Below are 25,600 nucleotides of genomic sequence, written 5' to 3'. Positions count from 1 at the left end.
TCGAGGGTGTGGACAACGCATCGCGTCCGATCACCCTGATGACCTACAACATCAAGAACCCGGATCCGGCGCACGACTGGCCGGCCAGGCTCCCCGTCCTGCTCGACATCGTGCGGCGCCACGACCCGGACGTCCTGTGCGTGCAAGAGGCCTTCGACCACCAGATGGACGACCTCCGGCAGGGGCTCGGCGGCTACACGGCCGTCGGACAGGGGCGCGAGGGCGGCAGCGCGGGGGAGCACGCCGCGGTCTTCTTCCGACACGACCGCCTCCGCCCGATCGAGGACGGATCGTTCTGGCTGTCGGACACCCCGGACGAGCCGGTGTCGAACACGTGGGGCAGCCTGTTCCCGCGCATCGCGAACCACGTCCGCTTCCTGGACGTCGACGGGCCAGCGTTCACCCTGCTGACCACGCACCTGGACCACGAGGCGAACGAGCACGGGGACGAGGTCCGCGGCAAGAGTGCGGCGCTCATCGTCGAGCGGCTCGCGGGTGTGGACGGCCCCGTCGTCGTCGCGGGGGACTGCAACGAACCGGCCGGCGCGGGAACGGCGTCGCGCGTCTTCGCCGACGGTGGGTACGCCGACGCGTGGACGGTCGCGGGGGACCTGGACGACCGCACCGCGACGTTCAACGACTGGCTGCCACCGGTGGAGTCGGGGGATCGGATCGACTGGGTGCTGACGAAGGACGTGGCCGGGGTGGACCGCGTCGTGATCGACCACGATGGTCCGGAGACCTGGTTCGCGAGTGACCACTTCCCGGTGGTCGCGACGATCCGGATGTGACCCTGCGGGTGGGTCAGCAGCTCCTCGTCGCGTTGACCGGCATCGGCGACCCGATCACGGTCACGGTGGTGCCGTCTGTCAGCGCCGAGACGCCGTTCGTCCCCGCGCCCGGATGGTCGGAAGCCCATCCCTCGGCGAGGAGCAGCTGCCAGGCTTCGGAGTCCCCGGACCCCAGGGACTCGCGGTCGCGCTTCGGGGCGTCGTCGATCAGGTCCGACACGTCGTCGCCGACCTGGACGCCGTCCGGTCCGCTCAGCTCGACGATGCCGCCCGTGCGCGAACGGACCTCGTCGCGGAGCACGCGGACCTCGAGCGAGTTGCCGAGGTCGGACGGCTCGGACAGAGCGGCGACGCGGAGCGACCCACCCCACGTGTAGGTCGTCCCCGCCGGCAGGCATCGTCCCCCGTCACCCTCGGCGGTGAGGGTGCGGGACGGGGTGCCGAACAGGCGGTCGAAGAGCTCGACGGTCGCGGAGCCGTTCCGCATCGACGCGACGGCGACGGTGCGGTCCCCACGGCGGAGCGTGATGGACTCGGCGCCCAGCTCGAGTCCGTCGACCCGCTTCAGCTTGGCGTTCGAGACCGGGGATGACGTGGTCGCTGGAGTCACCTCCGCCGCTGCGGCACGGCCGCCGGTGGCCGCACCGGTCGCCAGATCGACGCTCGTGGTGCCGGCCACGAGGGCGAGCACGACGGCGCCGGTCGCGAGCAGGGTCCGTGCGGTCACCATTCGACGGTAGGGCCGACGGCCTCGTTGCACGACGTGTGTTACCGAATCGGGGCCTGGCCGAAACCGGACCGTGACCTTCTGATGGACTGGACAGGTCTTGTACATGTACCATCGCCGTCATGCCCGTCTCATCGAAGCGACGCCTCGTCGCCGACGCCCTCCGCGACGCGATCGCGACGGGCCGGTACGTCTCCGGCGAGCGACTCCCGGGGGAGCACGACCTTGCCGAGCGCTTCGCGGTCAGCCGCGGCACCGTCCGTGCAGCGCTCGCCGACCTCGCCGACGACGAGTACATCGCCACCCACGGCGGCATCGGTTCGGTCGTCACCTTCGACGGTGCTGCGCTCGACCCGCGTGCCGGGTGGGCACGGTCCATCGCCGGGAGCGGCACCGAGGTCCGGGCGTCCACGCTGCGGATCGAACGCATCGAGGACGCCGAACTCGCGAGCCTGGTCGACGCCGAACCGGCCTTCGTTGCCGTGGACCGGGTGCGCTCCGTTGTCGACGGGCCGCACGTCTCCTACGAGCGCAGCGTCGTGCCGCGCATCGGCCGGCTCGACCGTGCGGTCGAGGACGGACTCGTGGACGGGTCGTTGAGCGCGACGATCGAGGCGGCCGGCCTCGTCCCGGCGCGAGCGGAGCAGTGGATCGACGTCCGCCCGCTCGACGACGCCGAGGCCGCGGTGCTCGACCGCACCCCCGGTACCCCCTTCCTGCACAGCCGTCGGGTCTCCCGCACCGCGGGCGGTGCCTTCGTCGAGGCCGTCGACAGCCTGCTCGACCCCGAGCGCTTCCGCATCCACATGCGCTTCGGACAAGGAGACCCCCGATGACCCGCACGACCACCGCCGACCACGCGCTCGCCGCCTTCCGGGGCCTCGCGATCGGTGACGCCCTCGGCATGCCGACGCAGTCGATGTCCCTCGGGGAGATCCGCGAGGACCACGGACGCATCACCGGGTTCGTCGACGCCGGCCCCCGGCAGCGCATCGCGCACGGCATGCCCGCCGCGAGCATCACCGACGACACCGAGCAGGCCGTGCTCGTCGCACGGCTGCTCGTCGAGGGCGGCGGCCGGCTCGACCCGACCCGGTTCGCCGAGGCGCTCATCGACTGGGAGCGCGGGATGGCGGCGAAGGGGTCCCTCGACCTGCTCGGCCCGAGCACGAAGACCGCGGTGCAGCGCATCCTCGACGGTGTCCCCGCGTCCGAAGCCGGCTCCACGGGCACCACCAACGGTGCTGCGATGCGGATCACGCCGGTCGGCATCACCACGACCGCTGAGGACCTCGGCGCGCTCGTCGACGCCGTGCAGGACGCCTCCCGCGTCACGCACGACACCGGGCTCGGCATCGGCGGCGCGGCCGCGATCGCCGCTGCCGTCAGTGCCGGCATCGACGGAGCGTCGCGTGCCGAGGCGCTGGACGTCGCGGTCGCCGCCGCCCGGATCGGGGAGCGACGGGGCCACTGGATCGCCGGGGCGTCGATCGCCGACAAGACCGCTTGGGCGCGGGAGTGGCTCCCGACCGTGCCGTCGTCCGACCGGATCGTCGCCATCGACGGCGTGATCGGCACGAGCGTCGCCAGTCAGGAGTCCGTCGTCGCCGCGCTCGCCCTCGTGTCGCTCGACCTCGACCCGTGGGAGACACTCTGCACCGCCGCGAGCATCGGTGGCGACACCGACACGATCGCCGCGATGGCCGGCGCGGTGCTCGGCGCCGTGCACGGTGCCGGCGCGTGGTCGCCGGAGACCGTCGACCAGGTCGAGTCCGTGAACGACATCCGCTTCGCCGACGTCGTGACCCCCCTGCTGCAGCTCCGCGCGAGCCGCGTGGAGCGCGTGGACCCCGCCCGCACCGCGAGCAGCACCTCCTAGCCCCCGGTCGGTGGCATCCCCCACGAGCCACCGCCCGGTCCCACCCCAAGCCCTTCCGACGACGTAAGAGGAACCATGGCAGACACCCCGAGCTCGGGAACCCTCACCAGCATCGAGCAGCGCGGCATCGAACCGGTGCCCGCCGCCGAGCGCACCGGGAACGCCGGCGCGCTGTTCTGGGTGTGGTTCGCCGCCAACATCTCCATCCTCGGTCTGCCCCTCGGCGCGACCCTGGTGGCGTTCCAGCACCTGAACATCTGGCAGGCGCTCCTCGTCGCCGTGATCGGCGCCGCTGGGTCGTTCGCCGTGGTCGGTGTGATCTCGATCGCCGGGCGCCGTGGTGGCGCACCCGGCCTGACCCTGAGCCGCGCGGTCTTCGGCGTCCGCGGCAACATCGGCCCGACGTTCGTCTCGCTGCTGTCCCGCCTGGGCTGGGAGACGGTGAACACCACGACCGCGGCCTTCGTGCTGCTGTCGCTGTTCACGATCCTCTTCGGCACGGACGGGGACGCCAAGCACAACCCGATCCTGACGATCGTCGCGATCCTGGTCTTCGTCGTCGCGACCGTGCTCATCTCCGGCCTTGGACACGCCTTCATCGTCGCCGTGCAGAAGTGGGCCACATGGGTCTTCGGGGCGCTGAACGTCTTCGTCGCCGTGTTCCTGGTCGTCCGCGTCGACTGGCACGTCGTCGGCAGCGCCCCCGCCGGCCCCGTCGCCGCGATGGTGATCGGCATCGGGACCATCGCCGCCGGCACCGGCATCGGGTGGGCGACCGCCGGTGCGGACATCGCCCGCTACTCGAAGACGAGCGTCCGCGCCGCCAAGCTGGTCAGCGCGAGCGCAGCCGGCGCCGGCATCCCGCTCGTCGTGCTGGTCGGCCTGGGCGCGCTGGTCTCCGCCGGCGACCCGACGCTGGCGCAGGCGGGCGACCCCGTCGCCGCGATCCGTGACCTGCTGCCCGGCTGGATGGCGGTGCCGTACCTCATCGCCGCGTTCGGCGGGCTGCTCCTCTCGAACCACCTGTCCGTGTACTCGGCGAGCCTCACGACGCTCACGCTCGGCATCAAGGTGCCCCGGGTCTGGGCGGTCACCGTCGACGTCGTGGTCACGTTCCTCGGCGCGATGTACTTCATGCTCGTCGCTGACGGCTTCTACGCGCCGTTCATCACCTTCATCTCGGTGCTCGCCGTGCCGATCACCGCCTGGCTCGGTGTCTTCATCGCCGACATCCTGCGCCGCACCTGGTACGACCCGGTGGCCCTGCTCGACCTCCGCGCCGGCGGTCGGTACTGGTACTCGGGCGGCATCGCGTGGCGCGCCGTCATCGCGTGGGCCGTCGCGATCGTCGTCGGCTTCCTGTTCACGAGCGTGCAGGTCGGCGACGCGGACCCGGTCTTCGTCGGCGCGTTCTCGAGCACCTGGATCGGCGCCAACGGACTCGGCTGGATCGTCACCTTCTTCGTCGCCGCAGCCGTGTACGTGCTCACGGGCGGCCCGAAGGGCGTGCTCCACGAGCCGGTCGACGAGTCCGCGCCGATGCACGTGACGGAGCACGCCTGATGCCGCGGCTCGTCTCCGTCGGCAACGTCATCGTCGACATCGTGATGCGCGTCGGGGAGCTGCCGGAGCCCGGTGGCGACGTGATCGCGTCGTCGTCGGACATCACCGCCGGTGGCGGCCTGAACACGATGGTCGCCGCTCGGCGTGACGGCCTCGAGGTCGTGTTCGCCGGGCAGTACGGCACCGGCCCGTTCGGCGACGTGGTCCGCGCCGCGCTCGCCGCCGCCGACGTCGAGGTCCTGCAGCCCGGGGTTCCCGACCAGGACAGCGGGTACTGCGTCGCGCTGGTGGACGCCTCGACCGAGCGCACCTTCGTCACGAGCGTCGGCGCGGAGGGACGTCTCGGGACCGCCGAGCTGGACCGCGTCGAGCTCCGGGACGACGACACCCTGTTCGTGTCCGGGTACGGGCTCGCCCACCCGGTGAACGGGCGTGCGATCGCGTCCTGGATCACGACGATCCCGGCATCGGTACGGGTCGTGTTCGACCCGTCGCCACTCGTCGCGACGCTGGACCCGCAGGTGGTCGCGCCCGTGACGGCGCGTACCGACGTCCTGTCCACGAACGCCCGGGAGGCCCGGCTCATGTCCCCGGGATCGGCCGACCTCCGGCAGGCGGTCACCGCCATGGCCGCGGTCGCGCGGGGCGCGGTGTTGGTGCGTGACGGCGGGGCCGGCTGCTGGATCGCGGACGATTCGCTCCCGGACGGGCCCGTCCTGGTGCCGGGGTTCACGGTCGCAGCCGTGGACACGAACGGAGCCGGCGACGCCCACGGTGGCGTCCTGGTCGCGGCGCTGTCCCGTGGTGAGCCGCTCCTCGACGCCGTGCGGCGTGCCAACGCCGCGGCGGCGATCGCCGTCTCGCGCCTCGGTCCCGCGACCGCGCCCACCCGGGCCGAGACCGACGCGTTCCTCGCCGCCCACCCGGCGTAGGCCGACCGCCGGGGCCGCACCGGGCCTCCCGTCCGGCGAGCACCAGCCGGTCTGGCCGCTGCGCGCATCGGGGGACAGCCTCCTGGAGCGGTCCTGACGGCGGCCTGCGTACCGTCGACGGCATGACGGACCAGCAGATCGACCAGTACACGATGCAGGACCCGACGAAGCTCTACGCCGACAAGCGTCCCGACGAGCAGTACCTCGAGGGTGCTGGCACCGACGAGGAGATGGCGAAGAACGTCCCGGCCGACCACGGCGAGGAGACGTACCGCGGCTCCGGGCGCCTGCAGGGCCGGAAGGCGCTCGTCACCGGCGGCGACTCCGGGATCGGCGCGGCGGTCGCGATCGCCTACGCCCGCGAGGGTGCCGATGTCGCGATCGGCTACCTGCCGGAGGAGCAGGAGGACGCCGACCGGATCGTCTCGCTCATCGAGGCAGCCGGCCGCAAGGCCGTCGCGATCCCGGGTGACATCACGTCGCTCGCGTTCTGCGAGGAGCTCGTCGCGACCGCCGTGCAGGAGCTCGGTGGGCTCGACATCCTCGTGAACAACGCCGGCAAGCAGCAGAACGTGTCCTCGATCGAGGACATCTCGGACGAGGAGTTCGACGAGACCTTCAAGACGAACGTCTACGCCACGTTCCGGATCACCAAGGCCGCCGTGCCGCACCTGCAGCCGGGGTCGACGATCATCAACACGACCTCGATCCAGGCCTACGCGCCGTCGCCGCACCTGGTGCACTACGCGGCGACCAAGTCGACCGTGAACAACCTGGCGAAGGGCCTCGCGGCGCAGCTCGCGCCCAAGGGCATCCGCGTGAACGCGGTCGCGCCGGGTCCGATCTGGACGCCGCTGCAGCCCGCAGGTGGGCAGCCGCCTGAGGCCCTGCCGACCGCGGGTGAGCAGACGTACCTCGGCCGCTGGGGGCAGCCCGCCGAGCTCGCGCCTGCGTACGTGTTCCTCGCGAGCGGGGAGTCGTCCTACGTGGTCGGCGAGACGCTGCACGTCGACGGCGGCATGCCGACGCCGTAGCGCGCCCGCGTTCGGCCGGGCCGGAGCCCGCCGCTCGCACAACCAGAAGCACCCCGCACCACGTGTTCGCGTGGCGCGGGGTGCTTTCGGTTGTGCGCCGAACTGCGGCGAGCTGCGGCGAGCTGCGGCGAGCCGGCGAGTTGCCGGCCGGTCAGCTCGCGACGCCGCAGGACCTCGCCATGCGCTCGAGGAGCTCGCGCGCGGACAGCGCAGCCGCGAGCTCGACCTCGACCGGGTTGATGCCGAACGCCCGCTCGAGCCTGCGACGACGGGCCTGGTCGGCCACGGGCACCTCCGGACGCTGCGGCAGCACCGCGATCGCCTGAGCCGCCGCCTCGAACGCGCCGTCCGGCCGACCGACCTGCTCCCACATCGCCCGGACGTCGTGGGCGACCTGATCGACGTCGCCGCCGAACTCGAAGCCTGCGGAGGCCATGGTCGCCAAGCCCTGTGCGGTGGGGTCGTTCGGGGTCATCCCGGCATCGTCACACAGCTCGCCGGGAACCCGCCAGGAGTCCGTGACCGCCAGCACCTGGACATTCTGTCCCCCATCATGCCGACCCCCGGAACGGGGATTCTGTCGCACCCCGGAATCCGTTTGGATTGACGTGCGGACAGGACGTCCGCAGACGGAGGGCACGATGCTCGAGGACACCAGCGCGGACACCCAGGCAGCTGCAGCCGCAGCAGCGACCCTGCACCTGCGGATCACCATCGTCGGCGCGACCGTGGACCTGCTCCGCGACGTCCCGTTCCACGAGGCCCGTCCCGAGGCCGTCGCCGAGCGCCTGGACATCAGCGTCGCCGAGCTCCGTCAACACTTCCCGTCGTGGGACGGTCTCGTGCTCGCCGCACTCGACCGCTGGAACGGCGGCCGCATGGACGAGGTCACGCGCGAGGTCGGTGACGGCAGCACGGTCGAGCTGCTCCGTGCGATCGTCGCCTCGAACGCCGAGGACCCCGCCCTGATGCGGCTCCTCGTCGCGCTGCTGTCCGTCGCGGGCAACCCGGCGCACCCGATGTCGACGTACCTCCGCTCGCGCTACCAACTCTTCTCCTCGCAGATCCGGCGCGGGCTGGAGCACGACGTCGCCGTCGGCCGTGCCCCGCACACGATGGACCCGCGCCGCGGCGCCGAGCAGCTCATCGCGCTCTACGAGGGGCTCCAGCTGCAGGCCCTGCTGCGCAGCGACCTCGACCTGGTGCCCGCGTTCGACCGTGCGGTCGCGCGGATGGAGCGCGGCTGGATGGAACGCTACGAGCCGCAGGCGCAGCGCCGGCTGTCCACGTGGTCGGACGGCGGCTGGGACATCTAGCCCGCCGCGGTCACCGGGTCACCGCGTGCGGGAACCGCGGGGGACCGAGCCGTTGCCCGGGTCGTAGCCCGTGTCGCGCAACACCGGGATCGCCGTCGTGTCGTTGTGCACCGAGTGCACCACCACGCGCCGGGTCCGCCGGAGCGCACGCCGGGCCCCCGGGGTCGCGAACAGGCCGCCGAGCACGAGCCCTGCGCCGATCCCGAGTGCGACCGAGACCGCGGCCACGAAGTCGAGCGCGGCGCTCGACGACCCCGACATGAAGTTCAGGAGCGCGTTCGACACCGCGACACCTGGCAGGAGCGCGCCGCAGAACGCCGGGACCGCGATCGCCGCGACCGCGGTGCGCATCCGGACGGCGGCGTACGTGGACAGGACGCCGAGGAGCACGGCTGCGATGAACGTCGCGCCGAGCAGCGGGAGCCCGAGCTGGCGCAGCCCCCACAGCGAGGCAGCCGCCGCGACCGAGAACACCACCGCGACCGGGATCACCCGGGCGCTGGCCTGCTGCACGAAGCAGTTCGCACCCGCCGACACGACCGTCAGCGCGAGCGAGGCCCACAGCGGGAGGGCCTGGGTGACGATGCCGGACGGGTCGACCTCGAGGTGGAGCCACTTCGTCAGCGCGATGCCCGCCGGGACCCCGACCACGATCGCCGCGATGACCAGCCCGATGTAGAACGCGCGGGCGACGGCCATCGCCCGGAAACCGGAGATCGCGTCCTGCGCCCATGTGACGAGCGACACGTGGGGCAGGAGCAGCACCACCAGGGCCGCCACCATCGTCGCGGCGCCGGCCGGGTGCAGGATCCCGATGCCGATCGCCAGGGTGCCGATCACGGACGCCACCGCCCCCTGCGCACCGGAGACGAAGAACTGGGGGTAGCCCCTGCCCGTCAGCCAGCGCCCGGAGACGATGATGCCGAGCATGAGCACGAACGCCCCGATGCCCGCGCGCCAGCCCCCGCCGGCCTGCATCGCGATCGACGTGCCCAGGATGGACAGGCCGACGTCGGCGGTCCACATCGGCCACCGGGAGGGCATCCGCAGCACGGCGACGAGCGCGCTCACCGCCGACGACATGTCCCGCTCGTCGTGGATGACGTCGTCGACGATCTGGTTCGCCCAGGCGAGCCGGTTCAGGTCGGAGCCGTCCGAGCGGATCGTCCGCATCTTGACGAGCATCGGCGCGTCCGACGGTGCGTACTGGATCGTGACCGAGCTGCCCGTGAAGTCGAGTTCGAGGGGTGCGAGGTTCCACTTGGTCGCGACGGCCACCAGGGCGATCTCGACGCTGCGGGTGTCGGCGCCCGAGGCCAGCATCACCTCGGCGAGGTCGAGACAGAAGTCGACGATCTGCTGCGCGGAGTACTGCTCGCGCCGGGACCGGGTGTCCGGCTCGACGTGCTCGTAGATCGTGCCGCGGAGGCGGGCACGGATGTCGCGGAGGTCGTGCTGGGCGACGCTGCGGGCCCGCGGGCGGTGCGGACGACCGGGCCGCGCGCCGGGGAGGAGCGGTTCGGCCATCGGTCCATTGTGCCTGCCACGTCCACCCGAGTCCGGACGTCCGCTGAACGCCACGACTACCGTGCTGTCCATGGCGACCACCGACGGAGATCCCTGGCCGACGGTCTTCGATGCGCTGCCCGCTGATGCCACGCACCACGACGCCGATCGGGCCCTCCGAGCCACCGGCTGGACAGACTGCGGCACCGGTGACTGGGCATGGGCCCTCCGCGCTCCCGACGGCCGGTCCGTTGCGCGGATCAGCCCGTTCGACCCCGCGGCTCCGTACTCGGCAGCGCTCTACCGGGTGGCGTCGGACACCGGGCAGGTCCCGGTGCTGTTCGGGCACCGGGTCCTGGACGGCGGCGGTGACCTCACGCTGATGGAGGCACTGGAGCCCGTCGCGGAACCCGAGGCCGCGGCGTTCCACCGATCGCTCGCAGCCGGGGATCCCGAGGTCGCGACACTCGTCCGGCACATCCGGAGCGTGCACGCGCAGGGAGCGGACGAGCAGCCGTGGTGGGGCCCGCTCGACGACAACCCGGCGAACGTGATGCGCGGCGCCGATGGCCGGCTGGTGGTCACCGACCTCTACTACGCCGACGGGCCGAACCTGTACCGCACCGTGCTCGACGACCCCGATCGCGTCGTCCGCGCGTTCCCCGAGGAGCGTCGCCGGTACATGACGGAGCTGCCGCTCGCGAGCTCGGGCGGCTGGCCGGACGGCGAGGCCGAGCGCATGCGCGCCGGGCTCGCCGCAGCCGATGCCCGGCTCCGCGTCGCCGACGCGCGGTGACGCTCCGAGGGTGACCAGGAGACGGACTGGAGGCTCGTGGCGGGATCGCCACGAGCCTCCAGTCCGTCAGGTGGTGCCGACTACTGCTCGAACGTCGCGTTCAGGGTGATGTCGACTCCGGTGAGCGCCTTGCTGACGGGGCAGGTCGCCTTGGCGTCCTCTGCCGCCTTGAGGAAGGTCGCCTCGTCGATGCCGGACACCTCGCCGCTCACGGTGAGGGCGATGCCGGTGAGCTTGAACCCGCCGGCCGAGTCCGGGCCGAGCGAGACGTCGGCCTTGACGTCGAGGGCCTCGACGGTGCCGCCGGCCTCGCCGAGCACGGCGGAGAACTGCATCGCGTAGCAGGCGGAGTGCGCCGCGGCGATGAGTTCCTCGGGGCTGGTCGTGCCGTCGGCGTCCTCGGCGGCGCGCTTCGGGAACGAGACGTCGTACGTGCCGACCTTCGAGCTGGAGAGTTCGACCTGGCCGGAGCCGTCCTGGAGGCCGCCGTTCCAGGCGGTGCGTGCGGTGCGCGTGGGCATGGCCGCTCCTTTCGTGTGGGGTGCGGTCCCGAGCGGGAGCCGCGGTGCCGAGTCAATCGGAGAACGCACGTTCTCGCAAGGGGTTCCCGGCGAAGACGCAGGTCGGTAGGGTCGAACGCATGGGGGATCGATCGTCGTTCCGCTCGCGCGCGCTCCGGCAGGGGCCGCTGCGCGACGCCGGCCCGCTCGAGGCCTGGGTCCGGTTCTGGACACAGGGCTGGCGGTTCTCCGGTCGGGCGAGCCGGTCCGAGTTCTTCTGGCCGATGGGGTTCGAGCTGGTCGTCGTGGTCCTCGCGGTGGGGATCCCGGTGTGGTCCGGGACGCCGTGGCGGTGGGACTCGTACGCGGACCCGTTCGGGATCGTGCCGACGCCGGCCGTGCACTTCCACCTGTTCGGCAGCCCGACGTGGTGGTGGGGGTACGGCGACGGCGCGGACGTCCCGCCGAACCCGTGGGACGTGGTGCTGCTCCTGTGGGTCGCGGCGACGGCGGTCCCGCGCTGGACCCTGCTGGTCCGGCGGCTGCACGACCGGGACCACACCGGGCTCTGGGTGCTGCTGCTCGCACTCACCGGGCCGCTCGGGTGGTTGGTCGTGACCGTCATGGTCGTGCGTCGGCCGCGTGCGGCGGGCGTGCGGTTCGACCGCACGATGTGGGACGCGTACAAGCCGAGCGCCAGCTTACCGCCCGAGCCTCAGGACACGGCGACGGCGACGCCGGCGGCACCGAGCAGCACGACGTAGCCCCATGCGTGCACCGCCTCGGGGATGCGCGGGGGACGTCGGCGGAGCAGCACGATCACGGGCATCGCGCCCAGCAGCAGCGCGACCGCGGCCGGGACGTCGACGGTGCCGACCAGCCCTGTCGCATCCGGCATGCGCCCGTGCACGAGCAGGGTGACGAGGACCGCCGGCGCGGCGATCGCGAGCGTCAGCGGGTTCGCCAGGGCGGTCGCCACCGGCATGGACGCACCGTGCCGGCGCATCACCGGGACGGTCATGACGCTGCCACCGACACCCAGGAACGCCGCGACCGCGCCGACCGGGAGGCCGAGCACCGTGCGCATGCCGCTTCCGCCCGGCGTGCTGCCGGACACCACGGCCGTCGGGCGCGACCCGATGGTCGGCTCGCGTCGGGAGCCGGGGCCCAGCTCTCGTCGGAAGAACCCGGGGCGGACGAGCAAGTCGACGACGGTGGCCCCGACGTAGGCGACGAAGCCCCACCGGAGCAGCGCGTCAGGCGCGAACCGAGCGGCTGCGGCGCCGACCGCACCGCCGACGACGAGCAGCGCGAAGAGTCCGGTGCGTCCGCGGAGTCCCCGGAGGACGACGCGCTTCGTGGACGCCGTCGCCACCGCTGCGTTCACGAGCATCACGAGCGCCGAGGTCGCCGTCGCCACGCGGACCGCATCGCCTCCGAGTGCGGCATCGGCGACCGTGATGATCGGGACCGTCACGAATCCGCCGCCGAAGCCGAACAACACGGTCGTCAGCCCGACGAGGACCCCGATGAGCACCAGCACGAAGAACGTCATGGCATCCAGTCCAGCGCCGACCGTGGCGGCGAGCAATCGATGTTCCGCCGCAGACCTTCGAGGGTTAGCCTTGCGGGGGTGCGCAACGTCCGGGTCGAGGACCACGACCACCTGCCGCTCGACGTCCTGCCCATCGGGACCGAGTACCCGCCCGACTTCCTGCTCGCCCGGCACGCGCACCGGCGTGCCCAGGTGCTCTACGGGGCCATCGGGACGATGCTCGTCGAGACGGACGAGGGCTCGTGGACGGTGCCGACCGACCGTGCCGTGCTGATCCCTCCGGGAGTCGAGCACGAGGTCAGGATGCTCGACGTCACCACGTGGAGCCTCTACATCGAACCGGACGCGGTGCCGTGGTGGCCGACCTCGTGCACGGTCGTCGAGGTCGGGCCGCTCCTGCGTGAACTGCTCCGCGCGGCGTTCGACCTGCCGCTCGACCTCGACGTCCACGGACGTGACGGCGCGGTGCTCGACCTCGCGCTGCACGAACTCCAGCGCGTGGCGCCCGTCCCGCTGTCCATCAGACTGCCGGCGGAGGGCGTCCTCCGCGACCTGTGCCGCGCGTACCTCGCCGACCCCGACGTGCACGTGACGAACGCGGACTGGGCGAGCAGGGCCTCCGTAAGCGGCCGGACGCTCGATCGGCGGTTCCGGGCGGCCACGGGGGTGGGGCCTGCGGTCTGGCGGGTGCGTGCGCGACTGCTGGCGAGCCTCCCGTCGCTCCGCACGGCGTCCGTGACGGACGTCGCGGGCCGGCTCGGCTACGCGACCCCTGCCGCGTTCACCGCGGCGTTCACCCGGGCGTTCGGGGTGCCGCCGACGCGGTTCCGCTGAGGGCTCGGCGAACGCCGCTCGCGGGCCGCTCTGATCGGCGTCTGCACAGGTTCGCTCGGGCGTACAGCCCCCACGACTGGGGCTGTGTCGCTCGGGCACCCCTCGGTGACCATCGTTCGGCGGCCTGTACAGGGCGGGCCGCCGAACGACTCGGGAGCCGAGTCGCCGCACGGCTCGATGAGAGCGAGCCGCCGAACCAGGGGATCCACCACTTGCAGAGCTCACTCACCGCGCGGCTCGCCGCGATCACCACCGCCGTGCTCGTCACCGTGCTCGGCTCGGTCGTGCTCGCCGCTCCCGCCCACGCAGCCACCACCTACAAGGGCGTCCTGCCCGCCGGGACCACCATGGTCGCCGGTGACCAGCTCACCTCGGACAACGGGCAGTTCCGCCTCGTCATGCAGGGGGACGGGAACCTCGTCGAGTACGGCATCGGGAACGTCGTGCTGTACGCCTCGAACACGACGGACAAGCCCGGCGCGACCGCGGTCTACGGGACGAACGGCGTGCTGACGCTGCGATCCGGCGGCAAGGCGTTCAAGCAGTGGGGATCGGGTGCCAACCGCGGGCTCGGCCTCATCCTCGAGTCGGACGGATCGATCCACTCCGTGGACACCGCGGTCCGCGTGCTCTGGGGGATCGAGTCCTTCCAGAACACGGTGCGCTCCGGGACGAACATCATGCCCGGCACCGTCCTCCGCTCGGATGCGAGCAAGAGCCGCACCTTCACGATGCAGGCCGACGGCAACCTCGTGCAGTACGTCAACGGCCGGGCGACCTGGTCGACGCACACCAACCGGAACCCGGGTGCGTGGGCTGCGGTGCAGGCCGACGGGAACATCGTGGTCTACGCGCCGGACAAGCGGGTCCTCTGGGCATCGAGCACCAGCCGCGCCGGCGCGGGCTCCTTGATCGTGCAGCTCGACGCGAACGTGGTGTTCTACGGCAAGAGCGACACCCGTGCCTGGTCGACGCAGAAGGTCACGGGACTGCTGTGGCCGGTCGCGAGCCGGAGCATCACCGGCCGCTACGGTGACGACCGCGGGGCCGGACACACCCCGCGCTACCACCAGGGCACGGACGCCGGAGTGAAGACGGGCACGCCGGTGTACGCCTCGGGTGCTGGATCGGTGACGAGCACCGTGGCGAACGACAAGACGTTCGGCAACTACGTCGTCGTGAAGTACGGCCTGACGACCGTGCTCACCGCGCACCTCTCCGCGATCGAGGTCTCGAAGGGCCAGCTCGTGTCGCCGGGGACGGAGATCGCGAAGTCGGGCAACACCGGGCAGTCGACGGGGCCGCACGTGCACGTGGAGACGCGGGTGAACGGGACGTTGAAGGACCCGCTGACGATCCTCTCCTTCCGCTGACGGGCGACGCCCGACGCGCCCCGGGCGCCGGACATGCAACATGTTCGGCGCCCGCGCCCCGGATCGCCGATCATCGGCGCATGCCCACCCTGACCTCCACTGCCGGGAAGCCGACGGCCGCCGTGTACGTCGACGGCTTCAACTTCTTCCGCCGTGCCCTCCATGGTCGCGGCGACCTCAAGTGGCTCGACCTCGAACTGCTCTGCAGCCATCTCCTGCCGACCTACGACGTCGGCCAGATCCGCTACTTCACGGCGAGGGTGCGCCACGTCGAGGGAAGGAACCCGAGCGGGCCGCAGAACCAGGAGGCGTACCTCCGAGCACTCGCCACCCTGCCGTCCGTCTCACTGCACTTCGGGACGTTCCGTGCGGACAAGCGCTGGATGGCGCTGTCTCCGCTCGAGCGCGACGCCGCCGGGGAGCCGAGGCGGGTCCGCGTGCGGAAGATCGAGGAGAAGGGGACGGATGTGAGTCTCGCGTCGCACATGGTGTGCGATGCGATGCACGACCTGGTCGACGCGTACTTCCTGCTCTCGAACGACTCCGACTTCGCGGAGGCACTGCGGCTCGTGCGATCACGGGCCCGTCGACAGGTCGGACTCATCGTTCCGGCGGGGGCGGCGGCGCGGGAGCTGCTCCGGCTCGAACCGGATGAGATCCGTGTCGTTCGGGAAGGGAATCTGCGTGACAGTCAGTTCCCCGACCGGATCGTGGACGAGCTCGGCGGGTTCTCGCGCCCGAAGGCCTGGAGAGAAGCAGGGGCCCCGTTCTGTAGAACAGGGCCCCGCGCCGGTTAGCCGTTTGCGGCACCCCGGGTTGCGTGTCGAGCGTAACCCGACTGGTCGCCGCCCGCAACTGCAGTATCACATTCAGATCGCGGGGCCTGCAGACCGCAGGGCCTCGGCGTGGTCGGGCGACGAACGCGCCGCGTACCCGATCCGGCTCTCGCGGACGTGCCACCCCATCCGCTCCGCCGCCGCATCCACGTCGCCGGCGTCGATCGCCGCGAGGATGCGTCGGTGCTCGGGCCACAGTCGCTTGCCACGGGAGAACGTGTCCGTCGCGTACAACCACTCGATCTTCCGGGACAACTGCCGGAGCAGCGTCGCGAGCGTCGCGCTGCCGGAGAGTTCGGCGACCAGGAAGTGGAAGCGGTCATTGAGGTCGACGAGCAGGTCGAGTTCGTCCCGCTCGACCGCGTCGTCACCTGCGTCCAGGATCGCGCCGAGCTCGCGCCGGATCCGCCACCAGTCCTCGGGCGGGGCGTCACCGTCGAAGAGCGTGCGCGCCCGGGTGGCCGCACGCCTGGCGGTGGCGATCTCGAGCGACTCCCGCACGGCGAACAGGTCGTCGGCCTCGTCGAACGGGATCGCCGCGATCCTGGAGCCCACGTTCGGCTGCGACACGACGAAGCCCTCGCCCTCGAGGCCGCGCAACGCCTCCCGCACCGGGACCCGGGAGACGCCGTACCGCTCCGCGAGGAACGCCTCCGTCACCCGGGTCCCGGGCAGGAGCGCGCCGGCGACGATGTCGCGGCGGATCGCGTCGAGGACGCCGGCACCGTTCAGCACGATCATGATCGTCTCACGCGGACGACCGCCCACGGCGAGGGCGTCACGCGGCGTGCTCCGCCAGCGCCCTGCCGGGGATCGCGTCGAGCAGGTCCCGCGTGTACTGCTCAGCGGGGGCGTCGAACACCTGCGCGACCGAACCGTGCTCCACGACCTTCCCGCGGCGCATCACCACGACGTCGTCCGCGATCCGCCTGACCACCCCGAGGTCGTGCGTGATGAACAGGTAGCTCAGGCCCAGGCGGTCCTGCAGGTCGTCGAGCAGTGCCAGGATCTGCTCCTGGACGAGGACGTCGAGCGCGGAGACCGCCTCGTCGAGGATGAGCAGCTCCGGCTCGAGGGCGAGCGCGCGGGCGATCGCGACGCGCTGCCGCTGCCCGCCGGACAACTCGTTCGGACGGAGCTGCGCGACCGTGCGTGGGAGGGCGACCTGGTCGAGCAGCGTCGCGACCCGCTCGGTGCGGGACGCTCGGTCACCGATCCCGAACACGCGCAGGGGCTCGTCGATGATCCGTTCGATCGTCGACGTCGGGTCGAGGGAACCGTACGGGTCCTGGAACACCGGCTGCACCCGCCGTCGGACACTCCGCCGTTCGGCACCCCGGGCGGTCCCGATCGAGAGCCCGTCGACGAGCGCGCTGCCCGACGTCGGCGTCTCGAGCCCCAGGACGATCCTGGCGACCGTCGTCTTGCCCGACCCGGACTCCCCGACGACCGCGGTGGTGGTGCCGCGTCGGACGGTGAACGAGACGCCGTCGGACGCTCGGAGGGTGCCGGCGCCGCGCCCGCGGAGCTTGTACTCCTTCACCAGCTCCGACACGACGAGGATCGGTTCACCGGCAGCCACCGGCTCCGGGGCGACGCCCGTCAGCGCGGGTGCCGCCGCGATGAGCCGCTTCGTGTACTCGTGCTGCGGGCTCCGGAGGATGTCCTCCGGCGCGCCCTGCTCGACGATCGCACCGTCGAGCATCACGACGACGCGATCGGTCCGGTCCGCCGCGACCCCGAGGTCGTGCGTCACGAAGAGCAGCGTGGTGCCGTGCTGGTCCACCAGCGTCTGCAGGTGGTCGAGGATCTGCCGCTGCACGGTCACGTCGAGCGCGCTGGTCGGCTCGTCGGCGATGAGCAGTTCCGGCTGGCGGGCGAGCGCGATGGCGATGAGGATGCGCTGCCGCATGCCGCCGGAGAACTCGTGCGGGTACTGGTCCGCCCGTCGCGCGGCTTCCGGGATCCCGGCCTCGGTCATGAGCTCCACGACGCGCTGCCGGACCGCCGCGCGGCCGCGGAGCCCCCCGGCGCGGAGCGAGTCGGCGATCTGCGCGCCGACCTTCATCGCTGGGTTGAGGTTGGTCGACGGGTCCTGCGGCACGAGTCCGATGCGTCCGCCGCGGACAGGGCGCATGGTGGCCTCGTCCGCGCCGGAGACGTCGAGGTCGCCGAGGCGGATCGATCCGCCCGTGATCCGTCCGGCTCCGGGCAACAGCCTGAGCACTGCGGCGATCAACGTCGACTTACCGGATCCGGACTGGCCGACGATCGCGACGCGCTCCCCGCGACGGACGTCGAGGTCGACGCCGTGCAGCACCTCGGTGCCGCCGAATGCGACGCGCAGGTCGCGGATGGTCAGCAAAGGGGCGGACGGGAGGCTCGGGTCGGCTCCGGTGGGCATCGTGCGGTCTTCAGCGTCCTGCGGCATGTCCCTGTGCTCCTCTCGGGTTGGCTGCGGCGCCCATGACGCCGGTTGCGGGGTCGCGCGTCACGCACGACAGGCGGCCGAGTGCCCAGTCGCCGGCTCGGGTGACGACGTGGCCGAGTTCCTCGAGGCCGGCGATCACGTCCTCGCCGAGCCGGTCCTCGACGACGAGGCCACCCGGGGTCCAGGTCCGCGGCCAGAACGACCCGGGGAACGAGGTCGTGTGCAGCGCGGGCGCGTCGATGGCCTGCTGCGGGGAGTAACCCCCGACGATCGTGCGGAGCAGGAAGAGCAGCTGCCACTGGTCCTGCTGGTCGCCGCCCGGGGAGCCGAGCGCTACGACGGGCTCGCCGTCACGGAGCACGAGCGTCGGGGTCAGTGTCGTGCGAGGGCGCTCGCCGGGGCGGAGCGTCGACGCGGTGCCCTCCTCGAGCCAGGTCATCTGCATGCGGGTGCCGAGGCAGAACCCGAGCTCGGGGATCGTCGGGGAGGACTGCAGCCAGCCGCCGGACGGTGTCGCGCTGATGATGTTGCCCCAGCGGTCGACGACGTCGATGTGGACCGTGTCGCCGCGGGTCTCGCCGGTCGCCATCACGATCGGCTCACCTCGGTCTTCGACGGGTGCCGGGACGGTCGGTTCGCCGATGCCGGCGATCGGTTCGCCGCCCGGTGTGTACGTCTCGCGGAGCGGCGGCAGCGTGCTCGGGCCGTCCGCAGTCGACCCCGGGCGGAACTCGTGGGACGCCCGATCGCCGATCAGTGCACGACGGGCGTCGGTGTACGCGTCGCTCAGCAGTGCGTCCATCGGGACGTCGTGGTCGCCGTAGTACGCCTCGCGGTCGGCCATGGCGAGCTTCTGCGCCTCGACGATGGTGTGTGCGCCGTCGACCGTCGACGGGTCGAGCTGGGCGTCGTCGAAGGGCTCGAGCAACCGCAGGGTCTGCAGCAGCGCGGGTCCCTGCCCCCACGGACCGGTCTTCGCGACCGTGTACCCGCGGAACTCGGCGGTCGTCGCGGGCTCGTAGGTCGCCCGGAACGCCGCCATGTCGCTCGCGCGGATGACGCCGGCGTGGTCGGTGCCCGAGGCGTGCCGGTGCGGGGCGCGCACGAACCGGTCGATCGCCTCCGCGACGAACCCGCTCGACCACGCATCGCGCGCAGCGTCGATGCGGGCGACCCGGTCGTCCGCGCTGCCGCCCGTGTGCGCGGAGCCGGCGTCGACGAGCCGGTCGAGCACTGCAGCCCACGTCTCGTTGCGGATGACGGTCCCCGGGACCGGCACCCAGCCTCCCGGCATCCACCGAGCAGCGGAGGACGGCCAGTGGTCGCGGAACAGGTCTTGGACCGTGCTGATCGTGGCGACCACGCGGGGTGCGACGGGGTGGCCGTCGCGCGCGTAGCCGATGGCGAAGGCGAGGACGTCGGCGAGTTCCCACGTGCCGTGGTCGCGGAGGAGCATGAGCCAGGCGTCGACGGCGCCGGGGACGGCGGCGGCGAGTGCGCCGGCGCCGGGGACCAGGTCGAGGCCCTCGGCGCGGAAGTGTTCCGGGGTGGCGCCCGCCGGTGCCGGACCCTGGCCGACCAGCACCGTCGGTGTCTTGTCGTCGGCGGTGGCGAAGACGGCGGTCATGTCGCCGCCTGGACCGTTCAGGTGCGGTTCGACGACGTGCAGGACGAATGCGCCGGCGACGGCGGCGTCGAATGCGTTGCCGCCGCGCTCCAGGACGGCCTGCGCGCTCGCGGTGGCGATCCAGTGCGTTGCGGCGGCCATGCCGAACGTGCCCTGCAGGTCGGGACGTGTGGTGTGGGCGGTCGGCTGGACGAAGGCGGGGTTGGTGCTCATGGTGCTCACTTGCGGTCCGATGCGGTCGGGTCGAGGGCGTCGCGCAGGGCGTCCCCGAAGAGGTTGAAGCCGAGGCAGATCACGGCGATAGCGATGCCGGGGACCACTGCGGCCCACGGTGCCTGACCGAGGTACTGCTGCGCGTCCGAGAGCATGATGCCGAGGCTCGGGGTCGGCGGCTGGATGCCCAGACCGAGGAACGACAGCAGCGCTTCGCCGATCACCGCGACCGGCATGATCACCGTCGCCTGCACGATGATCGCGGAGACGCAGTTCGGCAGGACGTGCTGCGCGATGATCCGGGCACCACCGGCGTCGAGGGTCTTCGCGCTCGTCACGAAGTCGGCGCTCGTGATGCGCAGCGTCTCACCGCGCACGATGCGGATCATCGCCGGGACGTGCGAGACGCCGATGGCGATGACGGCGTTCGACAGGCTGGGGCCGCTGATCGCCGCGAGGCCGACCGCGATGATGAGGAACGGGAACGCCAGGGCGACGTCGGTCAGGCGCGAGATGATCGCGTCGAGCCACTTCCAGTAGCCGGCGAGGAGCCCGAGCGGGGTCCCGACGACGACGGCGACGAGCACGGAGAGTGCGCCGACCACGAGTGAGACCTGCACGCCGTACAGCGTGCGGGACAGGATGTCGCGGCCGAGGTCGTCGGTGCCGAGGCCGAAGCCGACGGTGAACGGCACCTGGAACGGCAGGTCGAAGTGCGTCTGCGTGGGGTCGTGCGGCGCGACGAGCGGAGCGGTCAGCGCGGCGAGCACGACGACCGCGAGCATGACGCCGCCGGTGAGCCCGAGGCGGTTCGCCCTGACCTGCTTCCAGACGCGGCCGCGGCTGGAGCCGAGGTCGAACGTGGGTGTCACGGTGGTCATCGGGTGCCTCCCACGCGGATCTTCGGGTTGATGACCGAGTACAGGACGTCCACGGCCAGGTTGATCACGACGTAGCCGACCGTGATGACGAGCACGACCGCCTGGATCACCGGGTAGTCGCGGGTGAACACCGAGTCGAGCGTCAGCTTGCCGAACCCGGGGAGCGCGAAGATGCGCTCGGTGACGACGGCACCCGAGATGAGCCCGCCGAGCTGCAGCCCGACGATGGTGACGACCACGATCATCGAGTTGCGGAGGCCGTAGCGGAACAGCACCCGGCCGCGGCCGAGCCCCTTCGCCCGTGCCGTCCGGACGAAGTCGGTCTTCATCGTCTCGATCATCGACGCACGGGTCTGCCGCATGATCACGGCCGCGAGCGAGGTACCGAGGATGAGTGCCGGCAGGGTCAGGTGGTAGAGCGCACTGAGCGGGTTCGACGTCATCGGGACGTACCCGGACGCCGGGAACCAGCCGAGCCCTGCCGCGAGCCACACGATCGCCAGGATGCCGAGCCAGAAGTTCGGGACGCTGAGGCCGACGAGCGCAGCGGCGTTCGCCATCCACTCCGGCCACTGCCCGCGGTAGCGCTCGGCCAGGGTGCCGAGGGCGACCCCGACGAGCACGGCGACGACGATGGCGTAGAGCGCGAGCCACAGTGTGACCGGGAGCGTCGAACCGATGAGCTCGGTCACCGGGGTGCCCGTGCGGGTCGAGCGGCCGAAGTCGCCCTGGAACGCGTTCACCAGGAAGCGCCAGTACTGCACGACGATCGAGTCGTCGAGGCCGAGCTGGGCCCGGACCGCGGCAAGCCGTGCAGGGCTCGCCTCCTCGCCGGCGAGCGCGAGCGCCGGGTCGCCCGGGAGCTGCCGGACCCCGAAGAACACGACGATCGACGCGAGCACCAGCGTGATCGCCGACTGCCAGATGCGGGTGCTGACGTAGCGGATCACTTCGTCGCTCCTTCCACGAACGCGGCCTTGCTCAGCCGCACGACGCCGTCCGCGTACGTCGAGACGCCCGCGATCGTGTTCCCGACGCCGGTGATGCTCCGGGTCCGGTAGAGGTAGATGATCGGGTCGTCTCGTTGGACGATCGTCGTCATCTCGCCGTACAGGTCGGCTCGCTCCTGCTCGTCGGTCGACTGCGCGGCGCGGGTGATGAGGTCGTCGACCTCGGCGTTGCTGTAGCCGGCGTAGTTGTTACCGCCACCCGTCGTCAGGAAGCCGCCGATGTTGCCGTGCGGGTCGACGCGGCCGGACCAGCCGAGCTGCAGCGCCTGGAAGTCGCCGCGGGTCTGGTCGTCGAGCAGTGTCGTGTACTCGACCGGGGTGATCGTGATCGCGAAGCCGCCACCGCGGGCCTGCGCCTGCAGTGCCTGGGCGAACCGCACGGTGTCGGGGGTGTTCGTCACCTCCATCTCGATCGGGAACGGCTGCTGGACGCCCGCCTTCTCGAGGATCTTCTTCGCGGCGGCCGGGTCGTACTCCGGGCACGCCTTGCTCGCCGTGCTGGCGAACACGCTCGTGTCCGGCACCGGGGAACACGCGACGTCCGCCCAACCGTGGAACACGCTCTGCACGAGCTCCGCGCGGTTGATCGACATCGACAGGGCCCGGCGGACGTCCGCGCGCTTCGCCAGCGGGGTGTCGATCTGCTTCGGGTCCGTGCCGACGCCGTCCTGGTTGCCGATGTTCACGGTGATGCCCTGGTAGCCGAGGGAACCCGTCCGCAGGATGGACAGGTCCTTGCGCTTCCGCAGGTCGTCGACGTCCTGCGTGGAGATCGTGTCCGCCACCTGGACGTCGCCGGAGCGGAGGTTCGCCGCCCGGATGCTGGCGTCGGTGATGATCCGGTAGGTGATCGTGTCGAAGTGCGCCGACGACGGGTCGTAGTACTCCGGGTCCTTCTCGACCTGGATCGAGGTCTGCGGGACGCGCTTCACGAACTTGTACGGGCCGACGCACACCGGGGAGTCGCCGAAGTCGTCGCCCTTCTCCGCGAGCGCCGTCGGCGACATGATCATGCCCGCGCGGTCCGCGAGCGCCGCGGTGAGCGGGGCGAACGGGGTCCCGTAGTGCAGCCGCACGGTGTGGTCGTCGACTGCCTCGACATCGGACACCGGGCCGAGCTCGCTCTTCCGGCTGGAGTCCGCCTTCGTCAGGTTCCGCTCGAGCGTCGTCACGACCGCGTCGGCGTCGAACGGCGTGCCGTCGGCGAACCGCACGCCGGTCTTCACCGGGAACGTGACGGTCTTGCCGCCGTCGCTCACCGTCGGGAGCTCCGTCGCGAGCATCGGGACGAGGGTGCCCTCGGCGTCGATGTCGTAGAGCTTCTGGCACATCGTCTCCATGACGTACCGGGTGTACAGCGACGACGAGGTGGTCGGGTCGAGGCGGTCGGGCTCTGCCGAGAGCGCCATCACCAGGTCACCGCCCTCCTTGATCTGCTGGTCGCCGATCGGGGCGGTGGTGACGGTGCCGGCGGTGGTGCCGCCGGCCTTCGAGCGTTGGACGGGGACGCAGGCGGTGAGTGCGAGCGTCGCGGCGATGAGGACGGCGGGCAGCGCGATGAGCGTGCGTCGTCGTCGGGGGCTGATCGGGGACATGCGGTTCCTGATGCTGGGGAGGTGCGTGGCGTCCCTTGTGGGGTCGCGCTCAGGATCGGGGTTGATTGCATACAATCACACGTGTTGGCCGTCGCTTGTATACATTCTGTTTCGGTTGTGTAAAACGACGAACTGTCCACCGGTGTCGTCGGCGTGGTCCGCCGCGGCGCAGGTCGCGCAAGTCTGGCGAGATGCGCCCTTCTCGCTCGCGCCCGACCGCCGCCGTCTACGTCGACGGCTTCAACCTGTTCCGACGGGCTCTCCAGGGGCGCGACGACCTGAAGTGGCTCGACCTCGAACTGTTGAGTAGTCGCCTCTTGCCGAGTTTCGACGTCGGACAGATCCGGTACTTCACCGCTCGGGTCCGGCACGTCGAGGGGAAGGATCCGCGGGTGCCGCAGAACCAGGAGCGGTACCTCAGGGCACTCGCCACGCTGCCGTCGGTGTCGCTGCACTTCGGGACGTTCCGGGCGGACAGACGATGGATGGCGGTCTCGCCGCTCGTGCTCGACGATGCCGGTGAGCCACGGCGCGTCCTGGTGCGGAAGATCGAGGAGAAGGGGACCGACGTGTCGCTCGCTGCGCACATGGTCGCGGACGCGATGGCCGGGACCTTCGACGTGTCCTTCCTGTTGTCGAACGACTCCGATTTCGTCGACGCACTCCGCATCGTGCGGGAGCGCGCGCGGAAGAAGATCGGCCTCATCGTCCCGACTGAGTCTGCGCCAGCTCGGAGTCTGCGCGAGATCAGGCCGGACCACATCCGGTACATCAAGCAGAGCGCGCTCCGCGGAAGTCAGTTCCCGGCGCGGGTGGTCGACGAGTTGGGGACCTTCGGGCGGCCGAGCGCTTGGGAGATGCAGAAGCCCCTCTCGATGGAGAGGGGCTTCTGGCCGGTTAGCCGTTGACGTGGCACCCCGGGGGGTGATCTCAGCCTACGTGGACACGAACGCCCGACGCAACTGGAACTTCACATACGCTACGGTCGGTGCCGTGACCCACGAATTGGGGTCCTGAGTGATTTTCGATGTCGACTGTCCTTCAACTACGGTCGCATTGATCTAGGGGAGAGACGATGGAGTTCGAAGAACGACTCGCAGCGCTGGCCGCAAAGGTGCAGAACCAGCGAGACGCGATCCAAACCGAAGAAGCCACCAAGAACGCGTTCGTGATGCCGTTCATCTCGACGATCCTCGGCTACGACGTGTTCAACCCGCTCGAGGTGGTGCCGGAGTTCACGGCCGACGTCGGCGTCAAGCGTGGCGAGAAGGTCGACTATGCGATCATGCGAGACGGGGAGGTGCAGATCCTCATCGAGTGCAAGAAGTCGACGGAGCCACTCAAGATCGAGCACGCGTCCCAGCTCTTCCGGTACTTCTCGGTTACGAACGCTCGGATCGCCGTCCTCACCAACGGCGAGGTCTACAACTTCTACACGGACCTCGACGCGCCGAACAAGATGGACGACCGTCCGTTCCTCGTCCTCGACCTGGCGGACATCGACGAGACGCTGCTGCCAGAGCTCCGGAAGCTCACGAAGGACGTGTTCGACCTCGACTCGGTGATCAGCGCGGCCGAGGAGCTGAAGTACGTCGGCTCGATCAAGCGTGCGATCGCCGCACAGTTCCGTGAGCCGGAAGAGGACTTCGTCCGACTGTTCACGAGCCGCGTCTACGACGGTCGCTTCACGCAGGATGCGAAGGTGCAGTTCACGGCACTCGTCGCGAAGGCCTCGAAGCAGTACCTCAACGAGCAGGTGAACGATCGTCTGAAGACTGCGCTCGGTGCTTCCTACTCGGCACCGGTCAGCGTCGAGGCTTCGGAAGAAGCGGTTTCGAGTGAGTCCGTCGCTCGAGACGACATCGACCGGGACACCGAGATCGAGACCACCCTCGAAGAACTCGAGGGCTACCAGATCGTCAAGGCGATCGCCTGCAGCGAGGTCAAGCCCGACCGGATCGCGCACCGCGACCAGAAGTCGTACTTCGCGATCCTGCTCGACGACAACAACCGCAAGCCGATCGCGCGCCTCTGGTTCAACGGTAAGAAGCAGAAGTACCTCGGGCTGTTCGACGAGGACAAGGTCGAGACGAAGCACGCGATCGAGAACCTCGACGACATCTACCTCCACGCCGCCACGATCCGCGAGGCCACACACCGCTACGCGGGCTGAGGCCGGCGCGCGATGAGCATCGACTTGT

The 25,600-nt window shown here is 71.0% G+C and carries 25 protein-coding genes; 14 read left to right on the top strand and 11 right to left on the bottom strand.

Translation table 11 applies throughout. The features are described from left to right. Positions 1-8: 8 nt before the first annotated feature. Positions 9-791: an endonuclease/exonuclease/phosphatase family protein gene (locus ACEN9V_RS10085; protein ID WP_413600189.1), complete on the top strand. Its 783-nt coding sequence runs from the start codon at positions 9-11 to the stop codon at positions 789-791. A 13-nt stretch (positions 792-804) separates the two neighbouring features. Here ACEN9V_RS10085 and ACEN9V_RS10080 read toward each other — a convergent pair whose 3' ends face one another. Further along, the gene (locus ACEN9V_RS10080) at positions 805-1,518 is read right to left on the bottom strand and encodes a hypothetical protein (RefSeq protein WP_413600188.1); all 714 of its coding nucleotides are present in this window, start codon (positions 1,516-1,518) and stop codon (positions 805-807) included. A gap of 122 nt (positions 1,519-1,640) precedes the next feature. Here ACEN9V_RS10080 and ACEN9V_RS10075 point away from each other — a divergent pair, with 122 nt between their 5' ends. The 5 genes from ACEN9V_RS10075 (at position 1,641) to ACEN9V_RS10055 (ending at position 6,926) form a co-directional block, all read left to right on the top strand. Then, complete coding sequence (locus ACEN9V_RS10075) at positions 1,641-2,354, top strand: GntR family transcriptional regulator (RefSeq protein WP_402727837.1); 714 nt, start codon at positions 1,641-1,643, stop codon at positions 2,352-2,354. Beyond that, positions 2,351-3,397, top strand: coding sequence for an ADP-ribosylglycohydrolase family protein (locus ACEN9V_RS10070; RefSeq protein ID WP_413600187.1), 1,047 nt, complete (start codon positions 2,351-2,353; stop codon positions 3,395-3,397). Before ACEN9V_RS10075 ends, ACEN9V_RS10070 begins: the two co-directional genes overlap by 4 nt. Positions 3,398-3,472: 75 nt before the next feature. Then, positions 3,473-4,960, top strand: a complete 1,488-nt coding sequence (locus ACEN9V_RS10065) for a purine-cytosine permease family protein (RefSeq protein WP_413600186.1) — start codon at positions 3,473-3,475, stop codon at positions 4,958-4,960. Then, a complete protein-coding gene (locus ACEN9V_RS10060; protein WP_413600185.1) occupies positions 4,960-5,892 on the top strand; it encodes a PfkB family carbohydrate kinase in 933 nt (310 codons plus the stop codon). The genes ACEN9V_RS10065 and ACEN9V_RS10060 overlap by 1 nt, the downstream gene beginning before the upstream one ends. Positions 5,893-6,014: 122 nt before the next feature. Then, a complete protein-coding gene (locus ACEN9V_RS10055; protein ID WP_413600184.1) occupies positions 6,015-6,926 on the top strand; it encodes an SDR family oxidoreductase in 912 nt (303 codons plus the stop codon). A 151-nt stretch (positions 6,927-7,077) separates the two neighbouring features. Here ACEN9V_RS10055 and ACEN9V_RS10050 read toward each other — a convergent pair whose 3' ends face one another. Then, positions 7,078-7,401 (bottom strand): hypothetical protein, encoded by a 324-nt coding sequence (locus ACEN9V_RS10050; RefSeq protein WP_413600183.1) that lies wholly within the window; start codon positions 7,399-7,401, stop codon positions 7,078-7,080. Positions 7,402-7,567: 166 nt separating this feature from the next. Between ACEN9V_RS10050 and ACEN9V_RS10045 the strand changes: the two genes are divergently transcribed. Beyond that, positions 7,568-8,242: a TetR/AcrR family transcriptional regulator gene (locus tag ACEN9V_RS10045; protein ID WP_413600182.1), complete on the top strand. Its 675-nt coding sequence runs from the start codon at positions 7,568-7,570 to the stop codon at positions 8,240-8,242. Positions 8,243-8,260: 18 nt separating this feature from the next. Here ACEN9V_RS10045 and ACEN9V_RS10040 read toward each other — a convergent pair whose 3' ends face one another. Next, complete coding sequence (locus tag ACEN9V_RS10040; RefSeq protein ID WP_281266602.1) at positions 8,261-9,769, bottom strand: threonine/serine ThrE exporter family protein; 1,509 nt, start codon at positions 9,767-9,769, stop codon at positions 8,261-8,263. 70 nt (positions 9,770-9,839) lie between these two features. Here ACEN9V_RS10040 and ACEN9V_RS10035 point away from each other — a divergent pair, with 70 nt between their 5' ends. Continuing rightward, positions 9,840-10,544, top strand: a complete 705-nt coding sequence (locus tag ACEN9V_RS10035) for a hypothetical protein (protein ID WP_413600181.1) — start codon at positions 9,840-9,842, stop codon at positions 10,542-10,544. 80 nt (positions 10,545-10,624) lie between these two features. On the opposite strand, the gene ACEN9V_RS10030 is transcribed toward ACEN9V_RS10035, so the two are convergent. Beyond that, complete coding sequence (locus tag ACEN9V_RS10030) at positions 10,625-11,065, bottom strand: OsmC family peroxiredoxin (protein WP_413600180.1); 441 nt, start codon at positions 11,063-11,065, stop codon at positions 10,625-10,627. 119 nt (positions 11,066-11,184) lie between these two features. On the opposite strand from ACEN9V_RS10030, the gene ACEN9V_RS10025 reads away from it, so the two are divergent. Continuing rightward, a complete protein-coding gene (locus tag ACEN9V_RS10025) occupies positions 11,185-11,808 on the top strand; it encodes a DUF805 domain-containing protein (RefSeq protein WP_413600179.1) in 624 nt (207 codons plus the stop codon). On the opposite strand, the gene ACEN9V_RS10020 is transcribed toward ACEN9V_RS10025, so the two are convergent. Next, positions 11,760-12,599 (bottom strand): TSUP family transporter, encoded by an 840-nt coding sequence (locus tag ACEN9V_RS10020; RefSeq protein ID WP_413600178.1) that lies wholly within the window; start codon positions 12,597-12,599, stop codon positions 11,760-11,762. The two genes, ACEN9V_RS10025 and ACEN9V_RS10020, sit on opposite strands and share 49 nt — an antisense overlap. Before the next feature lie 78 nt (positions 12,600-12,677). Between ACEN9V_RS10020 and ACEN9V_RS10015 the strand changes: the two genes are divergently transcribed. The 3 genes from ACEN9V_RS10015 (at position 12,678) to ACEN9V_RS10005 (ending at position 15,603) form a co-directional block, all read left to right on the top strand. Then, positions 12,678-13,433: an AraC family transcriptional regulator gene (locus ACEN9V_RS10015; RefSeq protein WP_413600177.1), complete on the top strand. Its 756-nt coding sequence runs from the start codon at positions 12,678-12,680 to the stop codon at positions 13,431-13,433. Positions 13,434-13,645: 212 nt separating this feature from the next. Continuing rightward, positions 13,646-14,806 carry a peptidoglycan DD-metalloendopeptidase family protein gene (locus ACEN9V_RS10010; protein ID WP_413600176.1) on the top strand — a complete coding sequence of 387 codons (1,161 nt, stop codon included), beginning with the start codon at positions 13,646-13,648 and terminating at the stop codon, positions 14,804-14,806. Positions 14,807-14,886: 80 nt separating this feature from the next. Next, positions 14,887-15,603: an NYN domain-containing protein gene (locus tag ACEN9V_RS10005; RefSeq protein ID WP_413600175.1), complete on the top strand. Its 717-nt coding sequence runs from the start codon at positions 14,887-14,889 to the stop codon at positions 15,601-15,603. 72 nt (positions 15,604-15,675) lie between these two features. Here ACEN9V_RS10005 and ACEN9V_RS10000 read toward each other — a convergent pair whose 3' ends face one another. From ACEN9V_RS10000 to ACEN9V_RS09975, 6 genes are read right to left on the bottom strand one after another with little or no spacing between them, the layout of a single operon-like run. Continuing rightward, on the bottom strand, positions 15,676-16,383 hold the full coding sequence (locus ACEN9V_RS10000; RefSeq protein WP_413600174.1) for a GntR family transcriptional regulator: 708 nt from the start codon (positions 16,381-16,383) through the stop codon (positions 15,676-15,678). Between the two features lie 37 nt (positions 16,384-16,420). Next, entirely contained in the window at positions 16,421-18,046 is a 1,626-nt protein-coding gene (locus tag ACEN9V_RS09995) for a dipeptide ABC transporter ATP-binding protein (RefSeq protein ID WP_413603051.1), read from the bottom strand. A 10-nt stretch (positions 18,047-18,056) separates the two neighbouring features. Further along, positions 18,057-19,913: a gamma-glutamyltransferase family protein gene (locus tag ACEN9V_RS09990; protein ID WP_413600173.1), complete on the bottom strand. Its 1,857-nt coding sequence runs from the start codon at positions 19,911-19,913 to the stop codon at positions 18,057-18,059. A gap of 5 nt (positions 19,914-19,918) precedes the next feature. Further along, complete coding sequence (locus ACEN9V_RS09985; protein ID WP_281266613.1) at positions 19,919-20,794, bottom strand: ABC transporter permease; 876 nt, start codon at positions 20,792-20,794, stop codon at positions 19,919-19,921. Further along, on the bottom strand, positions 20,791-21,744 hold the full coding sequence (locus ACEN9V_RS09980; RefSeq protein WP_281266614.1) for an ABC transporter permease: 954 nt from the start codon (positions 21,742-21,744) through the stop codon (positions 20,791-20,793). Before ACEN9V_RS09980 ends, ACEN9V_RS09985 begins: the two co-directional genes overlap by 4 nt. Further along, on the bottom strand, positions 21,741-23,399 hold the full coding sequence (locus ACEN9V_RS09975) for an ABC transporter substrate-binding protein (RefSeq protein ID WP_413600172.1): 1,659 nt from the start codon (positions 23,397-23,399) through the stop codon (positions 21,741-21,743). The genes ACEN9V_RS09980 and ACEN9V_RS09975 overlap by 4 nt, the downstream gene beginning before the upstream one ends. A 191-nt stretch (positions 23,400-23,590) precedes the next feature. On the opposite strand from ACEN9V_RS09975, the gene ACEN9V_RS09970 reads away from it, so the two are divergent. Both ACEN9V_RS09970 and ACEN9V_RS09965 read left to right on the top strand, forming a co-directional pair. Next, complete coding sequence (locus ACEN9V_RS09970) at positions 23,591-24,307, top strand: NYN domain-containing protein (RefSeq protein ID WP_413600171.1); 717 nt, start codon at positions 23,591-23,593, stop codon at positions 24,305-24,307. A gap of 167 nt (positions 24,308-24,474) precedes the next feature. Further along, positions 24,475-25,572 (top strand): type I restriction endonuclease, encoded by a 1,098-nt coding sequence (locus ACEN9V_RS09965; protein ID WP_402727853.1) that lies wholly within the window; start codon positions 24,475-24,477, stop codon positions 25,570-25,572. Positions 25,573-25,600: the final 28 nt, after the last annotated feature.

Origin of the sequence: Curtobacterium sp. Curtsp57 (assembly GCF_047324335.1) — a bacterium.
GTDB lineage: Bacteria > Actinomycetota > Actinomycetes > Actinomycetales > Microbacteriaceae > Curtobacterium.
The sequence above is the reverse complement of the archived record's forward strand: the minus strand, read 5'-3'. Positions and strand labels throughout refer to the sequence as shown.

Excerpts from the sequence above, each read along its gene's own strand:
- ACEN9V_RS10075 (WP_402727837.1), top strand. The coding sequence starts at position 1,641 with ATGCCCGTCTCATCGAAGCGACGCCTCGTCGCCGACGCCCTCCGCGAC.
- ACEN9V_RS10070 (WP_413600187.1), top strand. The coding sequence starts at position 2,351 with ATGACCCGCACGACCACCGCCGACCACGCGCTCGCCGCCTTCCGGGGC.
- ACEN9V_RS10065 (WP_413600186.1), top strand. The coding sequence starts at position 3,473 with ATGGCAGACACCCCGAGCTCGGGAACCCTCACCAGCATCGAGCAGCGC.
- ACEN9V_RS10060 (WP_413600185.1), top strand. The coding sequence starts at position 4,960 with ATGCCGCGGCTCGTCTCCGTCGGCAACGTCATCGTCGACATCGTGATG.
- ACEN9V_RS10055 (WP_413600184.1), top strand. The coding sequence starts at position 6,015 with ATGACGGACCAGCAGATCGACCAGTACACGATGCAGGACCCGACGAAG.
- ACEN9V_RS10050 (WP_413600183.1), bottom strand. The coding sequence starts at position 7,401 with ATGACCCCGAACGACCCCACCGCACAGGGCTTGGCGACCATGGCCTCC.
- ACEN9V_RS10045 (WP_413600182.1), top strand. The coding sequence starts at position 7,568 with ATGCTCGAGGACACCAGCGCGGACACCCAGGCAGCTGCAGCCGCAGCA.
- ACEN9V_RS10040 (WP_281266602.1), bottom strand. The coding sequence starts at position 9,769 with ATGGCCGAACCGCTCCTCCCCGGCGCGCGGCCCGGTCGTCCGCACCGC.
- ACEN9V_RS10035 (WP_413600181.1), top strand. The coding sequence starts at position 9,840 with ATGGCGACCACCGACGGAGATCCCTGGCCGACGGTCTTCGATGCGCTG.
- ACEN9V_RS10030 (WP_413600180.1), bottom strand. The coding sequence starts at position 11,065 with ATGCCCACGCGCACCGCACGCACCGCCTGGAACGGCGGCCTCCAGGAC.
- ACEN9V_RS10025 (WP_413600179.1), top strand. The coding sequence starts at position 11,185 with ATGGGGGATCGATCGTCGTTCCGCTCGCGCGCGCTCCGGCAGGGGCCG.
- ACEN9V_RS10020 (WP_413600178.1), bottom strand. The coding sequence starts at position 12,599 with ATGACGTTCTTCGTGCTGGTGCTCATCGGGGTCCTCGTCGGGCTGACG.
- ACEN9V_RS10005 (WP_413600175.1), top strand. The coding sequence starts at position 14,887 with ATGCCCACCCTGACCTCCACTGCCGGGAAGCCGACGGCCGCCGTGTAC.
- ACEN9V_RS10000 (WP_413600174.1), bottom strand. The coding sequence starts at position 16,383 with ATGATCGTGCTGAACGGTGCCGGCGTCCTCGACGCGATCCGCCGCGAC.
- ACEN9V_RS09995 (WP_413603051.1), bottom strand. The coding sequence starts at position 18,046 with ATGCCCACCGGAGCCGACCCGAGCCTCCCGTCCGCCCCTTTGCTGACC.
- ACEN9V_RS09990 (WP_413600173.1), bottom strand. The coding sequence starts at position 19,913 with ATGAGCACCAACCCCGCCTTCGTCCAGCCGACCGCCCACACCACACGT.
- ACEN9V_RS09985 (WP_281266613.1), bottom strand. The coding sequence starts at position 20,794 with ATGACCACCGTGACACCCACGTTCGACCTCGGCTCCAGCCGCGGCCGC.
- ACEN9V_RS09975 (WP_413600172.1), bottom strand. The coding sequence starts at position 23,399 with ATGTCCCCGATCAGCCCCCGACGACGACGCACGCTCATCGCGCTGCCC.
- ACEN9V_RS09970 (WP_413600171.1), top strand. The coding sequence starts at position 23,591 with ATGCGCCCTTCTCGCTCGCGCCCGACCGCCGCCGTCTACGTCGACGGC.
- ACEN9V_RS09965 (WP_402727853.1), top strand. The coding sequence starts at position 24,475 with ATGGAGTTCGAAGAACGACTCGCAGCGCTGGCCGCAAAGGTGCAGAAC.